This is a genomic window from Streptomyces sp. 11x1 (assembly GCF_032598905.1).
Taxonomy (GTDB): domain Bacteria; phylum Actinomycetota; class Actinomycetes; order Streptomycetales; family Streptomycetaceae; genus Streptomyces.
In genome coordinates this window covers 10,428,470-10,440,736 of record NZ_CP122458.1, presented here as the reverse complement: position 1 = coordinate 10,440,736, position 12,267 = coordinate 10,428,470, and the positions used below count along the sequence as shown (strand labels likewise).

Annotated in this window: 11 protein-coding genes; 3 read left to right on the top strand and 8 right to left on the bottom strand. The window is 73.1% G+C overall.

Annotated elements, in window-relative coordinates:
• Positions 1–34: 34 nt before the first annotated feature.
• Both P8T65_RS45955 and P8T65_RS45950 read right to left on the bottom strand, forming a co-directional pair.
• Entirely contained in the window at positions 35–1,000 is a 966-nt protein-coding gene (locus P8T65_RS45955; RefSeq protein ID WP_316731363.1) for a D-2-hydroxyacid dehydrogenase family protein, read from the bottom strand.
• A gap of 225 nt (positions 1,001–1,225) precedes the next feature.
• A complete protein-coding gene (locus P8T65_RS45950) occupies positions 1,226–1,402 on the bottom strand; it encodes a hypothetical protein (protein WP_316731362.1) in 177 nt (58 codons plus the stop codon).
• 206 nt (positions 1,403–1,608) lie between these two features.
• On the opposite strand from P8T65_RS45950, the gene P8T65_RS45945 reads away from it, so the two are divergent.
• The gene (locus P8T65_RS45945) at positions 1,609–1,998 is read left to right on the top strand and encodes a hypothetical protein (protein ID WP_316731361.1); all 390 of its coding nucleotides are present in this window, start codon (positions 1,609–1,611) and stop codon (positions 1,996–1,998) included.
• 27 nt (positions 1,999–2,025) lie between these two features.
• Here the strand turns inward: P8T65_RS45945 and P8T65_RS45940 are convergent, their stop codons facing one another.
• Together P8T65_RS45940 and P8T65_RS45935 are read right to left on the bottom strand one after the other, a co-directional pair.
• Positions 2,026–3,030, bottom strand: coding sequence for a hypothetical protein (locus P8T65_RS45940; protein ID WP_316731360.1), 1,005 nt, complete (start codon positions 3,028–3,030; stop codon positions 2,026–2,028).
• Entirely contained in the window at positions 3,027–4,688 is a 1,662-nt protein-coding gene (locus P8T65_RS45935; protein WP_316731359.1) for a serine/threonine-protein kinase, read from the bottom strand. Before P8T65_RS45935 ends, P8T65_RS45940 begins: the two co-directional genes overlap by 4 nt.
• A gap of 250 nt (positions 4,689–4,938) precedes the next feature.
• Between P8T65_RS45935 and P8T65_RS45930 the strand changes: the two genes are divergently transcribed.
• Positions 4,939–5,400, top strand: coding sequence for a pyridoxamine 5'-phosphate oxidase family protein (locus P8T65_RS45930; RefSeq protein WP_316731358.1), 462 nt, complete (start codon positions 4,939–4,941; stop codon positions 5,398–5,400).
• A 44-nt stretch (positions 5,401–5,444) separates the two neighbouring features.
• Here the strand turns inward: P8T65_RS45930 and P8T65_RS45925 are convergent, their stop codons facing one another.
• Positions 5,445–6,383 carry an ADP-ribosylglycohydrolase family protein gene (locus P8T65_RS45925; protein WP_316731357.1) on the bottom strand — a complete coding sequence of 313 codons (939 nt, stop codon included), beginning with the start codon at positions 6,381–6,383 and terminating at the stop codon, positions 5,445–5,447.
• 245 nt (positions 6,384–6,628) lie between these two features.
• Between P8T65_RS45925 and P8T65_RS45920 the strand changes: the two genes are divergently transcribed.
• Positions 6,629–7,873, top strand: coding sequence for an MFS transporter (locus tag P8T65_RS45920; RefSeq protein WP_316731356.1), 1,245 nt, complete (start codon positions 6,629–6,631; stop codon positions 7,871–7,873).
• A 2-nt stretch (positions 7,874–7,875) separates the two neighbouring features.
• Here the strand turns inward: P8T65_RS45920 and P8T65_RS45915 are convergent, their stop codons facing one another.
• The 3 genes from P8T65_RS45915 to P8T65_RS45905 are packed head-to-tail and all read right to left on the bottom strand — an operon-like array spanning position 7,876 to position 12,226.
• Positions 7,876–9,063 carry a cytochrome P450 gene (locus P8T65_RS45915; RefSeq protein WP_316731355.1) on the bottom strand — a complete coding sequence of 396 codons (1,188 nt, stop codon included), beginning with the start codon at positions 9,061–9,063 and terminating at the stop codon, positions 7,876–7,878.
• A complete protein-coding gene (locus tag P8T65_RS45910) occupies positions 9,063–10,283 on the bottom strand; it encodes a condensation domain-containing protein (RefSeq protein ID WP_316731354.1) in 1,221 nt (406 codons plus the stop codon). The genes P8T65_RS45915 and P8T65_RS45910 overlap by 1 nt, the downstream gene beginning before the upstream one ends.
• Positions 10,253–12,226 (bottom strand): amino acid adenylation domain-containing protein, encoded by a 1,974-nt coding sequence (locus P8T65_RS45905; RefSeq protein ID WP_316731353.1) that lies wholly within the window; start codon positions 12,224–12,226, stop codon positions 10,253–10,255. Before P8T65_RS45905 ends, P8T65_RS45910 begins: the two co-directional genes overlap by 31 nt.
• Positions 12,227–12,267 lie beyond the last annotated feature (41 nt).

Here is a 12,267-nt window from a genome sequence, read left to right as displayed (position 1 = left end):
TGTTGACGTTCCGTGAGCCCTGACGTGCCGGTGGCTACGCGCCCGCCAGCTGCCGGACGGGGGCGTCGGCGAGGAAGGCGGTGATGTCCTCCACCGCTCCCGAATAGAAGGTGCGGTAGTTGCGCTCGGTGACATAGCCGAGGTGCGGGGTGGCGAGGACGTTGGGGAGGGTGCGGAAGGGGTCGTCCGCGGGGAGGGGCTCGCTGTCGAAGACGTCGAGGCCGGCGCCGGCGATCCAGCCCTCGCGCAGGGCGCGCAGCAGTGCCGTCCGGTCGACGATGGCGGCGCGGGAGGTGTTGACGAGGTGTGCGTGCGGGCGCATGGCACGCAGTTCCGGCTCCCCCAGCAGGCCGCGGGTGCGGTCGGACAGGACGAGATGGACGGAGACGAAGTCGCTGCGGCCCAGGAGATCCATCTTGTCCGCGGCGAGTCGAGCGCTCGCCTCGGCCGCCCGCTCGGCGGTGAGGTTCTCGCTCCAGGCCAGGACCTCCATGCCGAAGGCGGTGGCGACGCGGGCCACCCGGGTGCCGATCTTACCGAGTCCGAGCAGGCCGAGGGTGCGGCCGTGCAGGTCCTGGCCGACGGTGGACTGCCAGGGGCCGTCCTCGCGCAGGGCGCGGTTCTCGACGGTGACCTGCCGGGCGAGGCCGAGGAGGAGCGCCCAGGTCAGTTCGACGGGCGGGGTGGGGCTGCTCGCCGTCCCGCAGACGGTCACGCCCTGGGCCCGCGCCGCCGCCAGGTCGATGGAGGCGTTGCGCATGCCCGTGGTGATCAGCAGGCGGAGCCGGGGCAGTCGGCGCAGGAGGTCGGCGTCGAAAGGGGTGCGCTCCCGCATGGCCACGACGATCTCGCAGTCGGCGAGCTCGGCCACGAGCCGGTCCCGGTCGGCGATGTGCTCGCGGAGCGCGCGCACCTCGACGTGGCCGTCGAGGGGGCTCCAGTCCGCCAGGGTAAGGGCGGCGTCCTGGTAGTCGTCCAGCACGATGCAGTGGAGGGTCATGCGGACAGTCTGCCTTTCGCGGTTCCCCTCCAAGGGCGCGGGTGCGGGCAGCAGTCGGAGCGCGCGCGCCGTGGGGGGGGACCGAGGTGGACCACCGGGCGGCAGGTGGGCCGGAGAGCCGTTGCTCCCCGCGGTCGGCGGGAACGACAGCGGCCGGCGCCTCGTACGAAGCGGCGGCCCGTCGGGTCACATGCCCGCCCTGGGCGAGAGGTGTCGAGGGCGGGCTCAGTTCCGGACGAGCGGGACGACGCCCGCCGTCACCGCGCCGAGTATCACTGTGGCCACTCCGTACACCAGCCGGTGGGCGCGCAGGAAGGGCAGGAAGCGGTCGGCGGCGATGCGGCCGGGGCCGGCCAGGGCGAGGCCGGTGGCGATGGCGGCCACGAGGATGTCGAGCTCCATGCCTCCGTCCTTGTCCATCATCCCACCGGCGTCCCAGCGTCCCTGAACGTGCCAGGCAGCGGCGGCCACGGCGTCCCACCGTCCCCCGGACCCCGGTTCTCCTTGCTGAAAAGGATCACCGTCGGCAATGTCTGGTGCCCACCGGGCCTCTCCGCCATCACCGGAGACAGGGACCCGTGGCATCCCATCGACAGAAGGAAGCAGACATGCGCCTTTCCCTCAGCAAGCGCGCCTTCGCCATGCTCGGCGCCATGGTCGCCGGCTCGGCGATCTTCGCGGCGCCCCAAGCTCACGCCGACTCCTACAAGGGTTGCGCCTACCCTCGCGTGTGCTTCTACCTCACCGCCGCCGACTGGGAGTCGCAGTCGCCGACCGCCGCGTACCAGGACGTCACCGACTACTACCAGAACCTGGGATCGAGGAGCCGGGGCTCGGCCTACGTGTTCAACACCCGCAACGACGACCGGGTGATGCTCAGGTACCTCCGCAACGGCGTGACCGGCTACGAATGCATCGAGCCGAGCACTGGACGCCAGTACCCCTCCTATCTCACCGTGACCGGCGTCATGATCCAGAGCGCCTCCAGCTGCGACTGACGCATCACACGCCCGGCGGGGACCGTCTCAGGAACAGTCGTAGGCGAAACGGGTGGTGGCCGTGTGCGGGCCCGCGGTGAGGATGCGCAGTTCGGCCCGGGCCGTGCGGTGTCCCTCGCCCTGGAAGGTCCACCGCAGATGCAGGCGCGCCTGACGCTGCCCCCGGACCACCACCTCTTCCAGGATGCCCGAGCGGGTCCCGTCGCTGCGGATCCAGCGGTACGAGAACGTGCCCGGACGGCCGTTCGTCGCGACGACGGCGACGATGTCGGCGGTGCTGTCGCACCGCAGGACCGTGGGCCGGGCCGTGACCGTCACCGCGTCGACCCGGAGGGGCGGCCCGAGCCTTTGCCAGGCGAGGAACGCGAGGACGCAGAGGAGCACCAGCACGGGCAGGGCGTGCCGGCGCAGCCGTCGGCGCCGGGGGACGGAGGTCGGCGGCAGGGCGGGGAACGTGCGGTGGGTTCGCTGTGCGACGACGTTGGTCACGCCGGGGCCGAAACGCAGCAGCGTGCCGTCGACGCGGTCGGGCGGCGTGGACCCGTTCGCTGCGGCTGTGGAGGGCTGTTCGACGGTCTTGTCGGCGACGGTCGTCTCGGCGAGCGTCGCCTCGGCGAGGGTGTCGTCGGTCTCGGGTCGTTGGATCCAGTGGCTGGCCAGCACGGTGGCGCTGTACTCGGCGGCGTACCCGGCGTCGACGGCCTCCGCATCGGCTTCGGCATCGACGGCAGGAGCGGCATCGGGGATGCGGTCCTCGACGGGACCCAGGTGCACGGTGGCGGCGGGACCCAGGTGCACGGTGGCGGCGGGGCCCAGTCGCACAGTGGATGCCGGGCCGAGGTCCACGGTGGGGGCGGACTCACCGGCGGCCGGGAGAACCTGGGTGTACTCGTCGGCGTCCTGGCGCTCCGGCACCTGCGTGACGGCGTCGTCGATGCCCTCCACCAGCGTCACCGCGTCGGGCAGCATCACCGTGGGCTCGTCGGCCTCCGCCGCCGGCGCGGGCACGCTGTCGTCATTCTGCATGTTCATCCGATGACACACCGTCTGGTCAGGAGCTGCTGCGAGGCGCCGCCGTCCGCGGCGGTCGGGGTGGTCGTGGCCTGCACCGCCCAGTAGCAACCCGTGCCCCGGAAGGCGTGGTCGACGGTGAGCGTGTACTGGGTGGCGCCGCTGCGTCGGAAGGTCTGGGACGTGCCGTCCTGGGTGCCGTACTGTCCGCTCGCCTCGCCCACGAACCACGAGACGGTGAGGGAGATCGGTCCGGTGCCGTCCGTGACGACGTCGATGGTCGCCGTGGCGGTCGCCGGACCCGTCTGCCGGAAGCCCGACACCGCCACATCCTTGACGGCCGGGTCCTTCACCGGAGTCGGGGAGGTCGTCGTCGGCGCCGGGGTGGTGGTCGCCGCGCCGGGCTCGGTCGTCCCCGTGGTCGCGTCCGTGGTGGCGTCCGTGGTGGCGGAGGACGAGGGTTCGTCGGTGGGGGTGGACGCGTCGTCCGAGGGCGACAGGGTGGGTGACGGCGACTGATCGGCCGAGTCGGAAGGCGTCGGGGACAGGGAGGCGGAGTCCGTCGGGGGCGGCGGCGCCGCCGTGTCCGTACTCCCTTCGGCGCTGGTGGTGGCAAGGGCCTGGGCCACCTGACCGGTGCCGTCTCCTGGGGTGTGCTGGAGTCCGAAGGTGAGCACGGCTCCCAGGAGCAGCGCGGCACCGGAGACCAGCATGCCGGACCGGCCGGGCAGCCATGCCTGGGCGCCGCCGCGGCCCGGTTCCTGGTGCAGGACCGTACGGGCGGTGTCGGTGGTGGTTCGAGGGGTGCTGCGGGCCGAGGGCAACAGCAACGGCAGCAGGGCCACCAGCGCGGCGAGCCGCCCACGGCCGCGTTCCTCCCACTTGGGCCCGTAGCCCGCGAGGGCGGCCGCCTCCAGTTCCCTGACGAAGGCCTCGGCCTCCGCGGGCCGATCCTCCGGATCCTTCGCCAGCCCCCGGCGCACCAGCTCACGCACCCCCTCCGGCACCTCGTCGGCGGGGACGGGTGCGTCGACGTGCTGCACCGCGAGCGCCGCGAGGTTGTCGCCGCGGTACGGCTTGTGGCCGGTCAGGCATTCGAAGAAGGTGGCGGCGGCCGCGTACACGTCGGCGGCGGGCGAGGCGGGCGATCCGGTCCACTGTTCCGGGGCCATGTAGGAGGGGGTTCCCGCCACTCCTTGGCTGGTTCCCGCGTCCACCGCGATGCCGAAGTCGACCAGCTTGGAGGATCCGTCCGGCGCGACCAGGACGTTCTCCGGCTTGTAGTCGCGGTGGACGACGCCGACGCGGTGCGCGTCCGCCAGTCCGAGCAGTGATCCCTTGAGGATGACGAGCGCGGCCTCCGGGCCGAGCGGGGCCTCCCGCTTCAGCACGGCGCGCAACGAGACGCCGTCCACCAGCTCCATCACGATGGCGGCACCGTCCGGGCCCTCGACGTACTCGTACAGCTCGGTGACGAAGGGGCTCTCCAACCCGCCGAGGAGGCGCGCCTCGGTACGGAAGTCGCGTACGAAGCCCGGCCGGCCTCGCAGCGACTCGCTGAGGTACTTGACGGCCACCGGCACGCCGGTCTCCTCGTGCACGGCGAGGACCACCCGCCCGCTCGCCCCGGACCCGAGTTCGACCGACTCGGTGTATCCGGGCAATGTCCATGTGTTCATTCCAGCCCCCCAAGGCCGCCGTGCGTCGAAGCCCCGCCCCCCGGCGAATCGCCGCGCCGCGCGATGAGAGACACATTTTCAGCCACTGCGGTTGCGGTGCGCCACCCTCTGCCGTGCGGGCGGGCGGCGGCCTCGGCCTGAAGCAGACGGTCGTAGTGGCCGACGGGGCTGGGAGGAGGGTTCGTCGGTCGCTGGGCGTAGGTCCCGCGCCTCAGGCGTGCCGGCCTGCGCATGGCTAGGGTCGGCCCTCATGGAGACCACGGGAGTCGTTCGCCGCCCGGCCGCGGAGCGTGTGCGTGACACGCTGGACCGCCTCGTCACCGAGCGGGACGTGTGGGTGTCGACGGCTCACCCCGATCACGGGCCGCACCAGGTGCCGCTGTGGTTCTCGTGGGACGGGCGGGCTGTGTGGATGTGCACCGGCGCCGCTTCCGTGACCGTGCGGAACGTGCGGGAGGAGCCGCGCGTACGCCTGTCGCTGCCGGACACCTTCGACGTGGTGCTCCTCCAGGGGCGGGCGGAGTGCTTCCCCGACGCGGAGGTGCCCGAAGCCGCGGCGCGGGCGTTCACCGACAAGTTCGGGTGGGATCCGCGCGCGGAAGAGGGGGCGTTCGTGTACGTCCGCGTGGTCCCGGAGACCGTGCGCGCCTGGCGCGGCGAGCCGGAACTCCGCGGGAGGGGCATCATGCGCGACGAGGGGTGGCTGGCCTGACGGCTGTCGGCACAGACCGCGGCCGTCGGCACAGGCCGCCGCTGTCAGGAGCGGGACCCTGTCGTCATCGCCGCCGGGGGATTCCAGCGGCTCCAGGTGGGGATGGGCTCGCGGGCGTCGTGCCAGGACGTCGGGACGCCTGCCGTGCCGGTGCGGGACGCGACGACGCCGCCCGCGATGGCGCAGGTGGTGTCGCGGTCGCCCCACCCGGCGACGGTCTGCCACAGTGCCTCGGTCAGGTCGTCCAGGTGGCCCGCGGCGGACCACAGGGCGAACGGGACCGTGTCCGGGGCCGAGATGAGTGTCCCGGAGCCCAGGACGGTCGCCGCGTGACGGACCGAAGTGCGCTCGGGGAAGGTTGCGGCCACCAGGAGCCGCGAGCGGACGTCGCCGTCCGGCACCTGGTCGGCGACCTCCCGCAGGAACTCCGGGCGCGACGGGGCGCCCTGGCTCGCGCCGGCGGCCGCCAGCGCCGCCGCGACCGCCACGGCGACGGCGCCCGCCACGGCCTCGGGGTGCGCGTGCGTGGTCAGCGCGGACAGCGTGGCCTGGTCGCGTGCGGCGGGCAGGTCGTCGCGGAACCACGCGCCGAGCGGCGCGACACGCATGGCGGCGCCGTTTCCGTAGGAGCCCTGCCCGCCGAACCGTGCGCTGGTGACGGCCCGCCAGTCACCGCCCTCCCGGATGTCCCGCAGCACACCGTGCATCGACGGCCCGTACTTGCGCCGGGGGTCCCGGGCGTACTCGGCGGCGAGCTCCTCCGCCAGGGCGTCCGGACGGATCTCGTCGCGGGCCGTCAGGTGGGCGAACAGGACGAAGGCCATGGCGGAGTCGTCCGTCCACAGCCAGGGTCGCGGACGGGGCGCGCGTGCGGCCCACAGCTCCTCGGCGTTCTCGTCGGAGCGCGTGAACCAGCTGTCGCCGAACGCGTCACCCATCACGAGGCCGTCCAGGCCGGCGTGGGCGTGCTGCGGGCTGGTCATCGGAACGCTCCTGTCAACGGTGGGGTGGCCAGAGCAATGCCGTCGGCCGGAGTGCCGCCGTCGGCCGGCAATGTCGTCGGTCCGCATTGTCGTCGGCGGACGACGAGCTCGCGAGCGGGTTTCCGTGCCGTGCGCGCCGTGCGCGGCGTGGTTCGGCCGGGCGGCACGGCGCTCTTGCTTTGGCAGGTACTGCACAACAAAGCTGGCCAGGCCCGTACTCGCCGACCGTGATGTGGAGTCGCGCCGTGCCCCGCCTGATCCCGGACACCCGGCCGCAACGCGTGCTCGCGGCCTCGAACTTCGTCTACACCATCGGCAGCGGCCTCTATCTGACCGCCGGCGTCCTGTACTTCACGCAGGCGGTGCGCCTTCCGGCGGACCAGGTGGGGCTCGGTCTCGGGCTGGCGGGTCTGGTCGCGCTGGCCCTGGGCGTCACGGTCGGTCATCTGGCGGACCGGTTCGGGGCGCGCGGCGTGTTCGCGGTCACCCTCACGGTGCAGGCCGCGGCCACGGCCGGTTTCGTACTGGCGGACAGCTTCTGGCCGTTCGTGCTCGCGGTCTGCGCGGCGGCGGGGGCGAAGACGGCGGGGACGGCCGCCCGCTCCCCGCTCATCAGGCACTACGGAGGGGACCGGCCGCAGGAGTTCCGTGCCTATCTGCGCGCGGTGACCAACCTCGGCATCTCCCTCGGCGCCGTGCTGGCGGGTTGGGTGGTGCAGGTGGGTACGCTCACCGCCTACCAGTTGATGGTCGTCGGCAACGCGGTCGCGTTCGTGTTCTCGGCGGCGGTCCTGGTCCTCCTCCCGCCGGTCGCGCCGCTGCCCGCCGTCGACGGGCCCCGCTGGACCGCGCTGCGCGATCGCCCCTATCTGCTGCTCACCGCCCTGGACGGCGTGATGGCCGTGCAGTTCAAGGTGCTCACCGTGGGCATCCCGCTCTGGCTGGTCGGCGCCACCACGGCGCCGCACTGGCTGATCTCGGGCACCATCCTCACCAGCACCGTCATCGTCATCGCGTTCCAGGTGCAGGCCAGCCGCAGCGTCGTCTCCCCCGCCGCCGGCGGCGACGCCTACCGCAGGGCCGGCGTGGCCTTCCTCGTGTCCTGCTCGCTGATCTCGCTGGCGGCGGGCCTACCGGCGTGGGCCGCCGCGGCCCTGCTCCTCACGGCCGCGGTGATCCACACGATCGGCGAACTGTGGTACTCCGCCGCGGGCTTCGAGGTGTCCTTCGCCCTCGCCCCGCGACACGCCACGGGGCAGTACCTGGGAGTGTTCGGCCTGGGCGCGGGGCTGGCCGACGCCCTCGGACCGGCCCTGATCATCTCGCTCTGCATCACCTGGGGCCGCCCCGGGTGGTACGTCGTCGGGGTCCTGTTCGCCCTGACCGGCCTGGCCGCGCCGTTCGCCGTCCGCTGGGCGGAACACCGGCAGCGCGCCCGCCGGACGGAGCCCGGCCCCGCGGAGAACGCGCCGGCGGCCGGGCCCGTGTGACCTCAGCGGGCGATCAGGCGCACGGTGGCGTGAGCGGGGCCGTTGACCGTGATCGAACGCAGCGGCTCCGCGTCCCCGACGAGTTCGACGACGGCGACCCGCTCCACGAGCGTCTCCAGGAGCATCCGGGTCTGATGGCGCGCCATGGTGCTGCCGATGCAGACGTGTTCGCCCGTGCCCAGAGCCAGATGACGGTTGGGCTGCCTGCCGAGGTCGAAACGGTCCGCGTCCGGGAACACCGACTCGTCCCGGTTGGCGGACGGGATCCAGAGCACGACACGGTCGCCGGCGGCGATCCGCCGGCCCCCGAGGACCGTGTCCACCGTGGCCGTCCGCATGCTGTGCGTGGCGCTGCTGGTCCATCGCAGCACCTCCTCCGCGGCGGTCCTGACGAGTTCGTCGTCCCTCTCCCGCACCAGCCGTTCCCACTGCCGTGGATGCGCGGCGAGGGCGAGGATCCCGGCGGCCATCGACAGACCGGCGTTCTCCGACGCTCCGACGAGGTTCTCGACACCCAGCAGGATCTCGGTCTCGGTCGACAGCTCGCCCTGCACCTCCTCGGTGACGAACCTGCTCATGGCGTCGTCGGCGGGCTCCTCCATCCGCGCGTACATCAGATCGATGAAGTACTGCATGAGGGGGAGGTGGCTGGTGAGCGGCCTGCCGGATGCGAACGCCTCCGTGGTCCAGGTCAGCAACCGCTCCCGGTCCTGCGGCGGCACGCCGAGGAGTCTGCCGATGTTGAGGCCGGAGAGCCGGGCGCCGATGTCGTCGACGACGTCACAGGTGCCCGACTCGACGGCGCGCGTCACCACCGAACGGATCTCGGCGCGCAGCTCGTCCGCCAGTGAGCGGGCGCACCGCTCACTGAAGCGGTCGGCCAGCTGCCCGCGCAGGGCGCGGTGCCGGGGCGGGTCGGTGAGGGCCATGGTGAGGCCGCTGCCGGGGTCCTCCCCCAGCTCGGTCGGCCGTAGCAGGACGCCCCGGGCGGAGCTGAAGACGGCCGGGTTCTGGTACACGTCCCGGATGTCCGCGTACCGGGTGAGCGACCAGAAGCCCGGCAGGTCGCCCGGCTCGTGCCAGTGGACCGGTGTGTGCCGTCTCATCCGACGCCACACCTCGTGCACCTCGCCGGAGGCGTGCAGCTCCGGGTCGACGACACCGGCGGGGTCGCAGGTCACCACGGTCATCAGAGGGCTCCGGCCGCGATGCAGGTCAGACGGTCGTGGAAGCCGTCGAGCAGTTTCCGGGCGGTGACGTCGGCGACGGCTTCGCGTCGGTGGGACAGGACCATGTCGAGGGCGCCGTCCTCGTCCGGCCACACCTCCAGGTGCAGCTCCAGCGGAAGGGCCGGGTACGGCTGGCGCAGATGCGTGGAGACGACGCCGGGGAGGTCGAGTCGGGGTGGCGGGTTGTCCTGGAGAGCGAAGAGAGTCTGGAACACCGGCGGTCGCCCCGCGGTCGTCGTGGCGCTCTCGGCGACGGCCGTGAAGGGGACGACGCCCCGGCCGAAGGCCTGGTGGACCAGCCGGCCGGTCTCCCGTATGCCGTCGTCGCCGCCGGCCGCGGCCGCGCCGCGCAGGCGCACCGGCACCACGTCGATCAGGCAGCCGACAGCGCGGTCCAGCTCGGGGAGGGTGCGTTCGGCGACGGGGACGCCCACCGCGAAGTCCCGCTGCCCGCAGATCTCGGCCAGCGTGTCGGCCCAGGCCGACAGCAGCACCACGAACCTGCTCGCTCCGAGCGCCGTACCCCGCACGTCGAGACCTGCCGCGAGGGGGCCGGGTACGGACCTGTCGAGGTGGCGCGTGCCGCTCTCGCCGGGGCCGGGCGGTTCGGGCCAGCGGAGCTCGGGCACGTCCCGGAACTCCTGCCGTGCCCGAGCCGTACGCGCCGCCGGGTCGGTCACAGCGGTGGCCGCCGCCGTCAGTGCCGTCCGTTCGGCCAGGGTGGGCGGGACGGGGCCCGGCTCTCGTCCGGCGTAGGCGTCCGACAGGTCGCGTGCCAGGACGGACTCCGACCGTCCGTCGAAGACGATGTGGTGGACCAGGACCCCGAAGAGCCAGCCGCCGCGGTCGGTCACCGGGACCAGCGCGGTGCGCCACAGATCGGCGTCCCGCGGTTCGAGGGGCTCCGCGAAGAGCGCCCGCAGCGCGACGACCGCCTCGTCGAGGGTCGGCCGGGCGTCCAGCAGTTCCAGGGGCGGGGCGGGGACGTCGGTGACCTCGGCACGCGGCCGGGGGTCCACGCGGAAGGCGGTGCGCAGGCTCTGGTGCCGCGCGTGGACGGCGGCGACGGCCGCCTCCAGGGCCTCCGGGTCGAGCCGGTCGTCGAGGTGCCACGTCATCAGGCAGTACTGGGACAGGTCCTGGGGCGCCGTCAGATGGCGGGTGAGGAAGACCAGTTCCATGGGGGTTGGCGGGATGTCACCGTGCGGCGGCGCGACGGGGGCGGGGCCGGCGTCGACCGCAGCCAGGTGCCGAGGCGTTCGGCCGACGGGTTCTCGTACAGGCTCGACAGGGGAACCGGGCGACCCGTGTGTCTTCCGATCCGGGTGCAGGCGCGGGCGGCCTGGAGCGAGGAGCCGCCGAGCTCGAAGAACGGGGTGTGCGGTCGTACGGACCGTCGGCCCAGTACCGCGGCGAACGCCTGGCACACGAGGCGGACGAGCGGGTCGTCGACGGGGCCGTGGTGAGTTTCGTCCGGCGCGTCGGGCAGGCTCGCGAGCAGGGCCTTGTCGTCCAGCTTGCCGGTGCCGGTCAAGGGGAAGGCGTCCACGACGGCGACGGCGGCGGGACGTTGGTGCGCGGGCAGATGCCGGGCGAGCACCGCCGACACTTCCGTGGGGACGTGTGCGGTCACTTCCGTGGGGACGTGGGCGGTCACTTCCGCGAGGGCGTGCGTCGGCGCGTTCTCGGAGACGTCGGGATGTGTGCCCGTAGGCCCTTCCGCGCCTACGCCTGTCGGGGCTTCCGGCGGTGCGTCGGCGGGCAGGTGCGGTACGCAGAAGGCGACCAGGTCGAAGGCGCCGTCGAGTTCGTTCCAGCGGGGGACCACCCGGCAGTCGGCGACGGAAGGGACCAGGTCGACGATCTGCCGCTCCACCTCGCTCGGTTCGACGCGGTTGCCCCGGACCTTGACCTGCCGGTCGAGCCGCCCGCGGAACTCCATGATCCCGTTCTCGTCGAGGACTCCCAGGTCTCCGGTGCGGTACAGCCGGACCCGTTCACCGAGGATGTCGACGTCCGTGAACTTCTCGGCGGTGAGGGCCGGTTCACCGAGGTAGCCGTGGGCCAGGCCGTCGCCCGCGACGCAGATCTCCCCGGGCTCCCCGGGAGCGCAGGGCCGGTCGCCCCGGAGGACGAAGACGGAGGTGCCGGGCACCGGCCGGCCGAGCGGGATGCCGCCCGGGCGGGCGGTGTCCGCGACGGTGACGCGGTGGGTGGTGGTGAACACCGTGCTCTCGACCGGGCCGTAGCCGTTGACGAGGGCCGTGCCGGGGAACCGGTCGAGGAAGCGGCCGACGTGGCGGGCGGACAGGCGTTCACCGCCGATCATCAGCTGGGACAGACCGCGCAGCGCGGAGAGGTCCTCGTCGACGATCAGGTTGAACAGGCTGCTGGTCAGCCACACCGTGTTCACTCCGTGGTCGGTGACCAGCGCCCGTAGGGTCTCGGCCGTCAGGAACGGCTCGTCGATCAGGACGCAGGCGCCGCCGTTGTGGAGCGCGGCCCACAGTTCGAGGGAGAACGCGTCCCATGGTGGTGCCGCCGCGAGGGGGACGACCGTGTCCCGGTCGAAGCGGGCGAAGGTGCCGGGCCGGAAGAGCCGCGCCGTGGCCCGGTGCGGACTCACCACAGCCTTGGGCCGTCCCGTGGTGCCGGACGTGAAGAACACACAGCACGCGTCGCTGTCCCGCACCGTCACGGCGGCGCGTCGGGCGTGGCTCTGCCCCGGGCTGTCGTCGGACGGGGACCACACCGGTGCTGAGACGAACCGCGCCGCCGTGCCCGGTCGGGCGACCACGAGGGGCGGGCGGAGCCGGTCGACCACGGCGTCGAGACGGGTGGCCGGCCAGTCGGGATCGAGCAACGCGTAGGCGGCGCCGCATTTGAGGACGGCGAGCAGGGCGACGACCAGGTCCACGGAGCGCGGCATCAGGATCGGCACGAGATGCCCCGGCGTGACACCGGCGGCGGCGAGCCGGTCGGCCCATCGCTCGGCACGGGCATCCAACTCCCCGTAGGAGACCTGGGCGTTTCCCGCAATGAGCGCCGTGCGGCGCGGCTGTGCGGCCGCCCACGCGGCGAAGACGTCGTGCAGTCCTTCCCCCGGCGATTCCCTCGACTGCAACTCGTCGACCCCCTTCGCAATCAGCGGCGTCCGACGTTGCC

Coding starts and splice junctions, on each gene's coding strand:
- P8T65_RS45955 (WP_316731363.1), bottom strand. CDS start 1,000: ATGACCCTCCACTGCATCGTGCTGGACGACTACCAGGACGCCGCCCTT.
- P8T65_RS45950 (WP_316731362.1), bottom strand. CDS start 1,402: ATGGAGCTCGACATCCTCGTGGCCGCCATCGCCACCGGCCTCGCCCTG.
- P8T65_RS45945 (WP_316731361.1), top strand. CDS start 1,609: ATGCGCCTTTCCCTCAGCAAGCGCGCCTTCGCCATGCTCGGCGCCATG.
- P8T65_RS45940 (WP_316731360.1), bottom strand. CDS start 3,030: ATGAACATGCAGAATGACGACAGCGTGCCCGCGCCGGCGGCGGAGGCC.
- P8T65_RS45935 (WP_316731359.1), bottom strand. CDS start 4,688: ATGAACACATGGACATTGCCCGGATACACCGAGTCGGTCGAACTCGGG.
- P8T65_RS45930 (WP_316731358.1), top strand. CDS start 4,939: ATGGAGACCACGGGAGTCGTTCGCCGCCCGGCCGCGGAGCGTGTGCGT.
- P8T65_RS45925 (WP_316731357.1), bottom strand. CDS start 6,383: ATGACCAGCCCGCAGCACGCCCACGCCGGCCTGGACGGCCTCGTGATG.
- P8T65_RS45915 (WP_316731355.1), bottom strand. CDS start 9,063: ATGACCGTGGTGACCTGCGACCCCGCCGGTGTCGTCGACCCGGAGCTG.
- P8T65_RS45910 (WP_316731354.1), bottom strand. CDS start 10,283: ATGGAACTGGTCTTCCTCACCCGCCATCTGACGGCGCCCCAGGACCTG.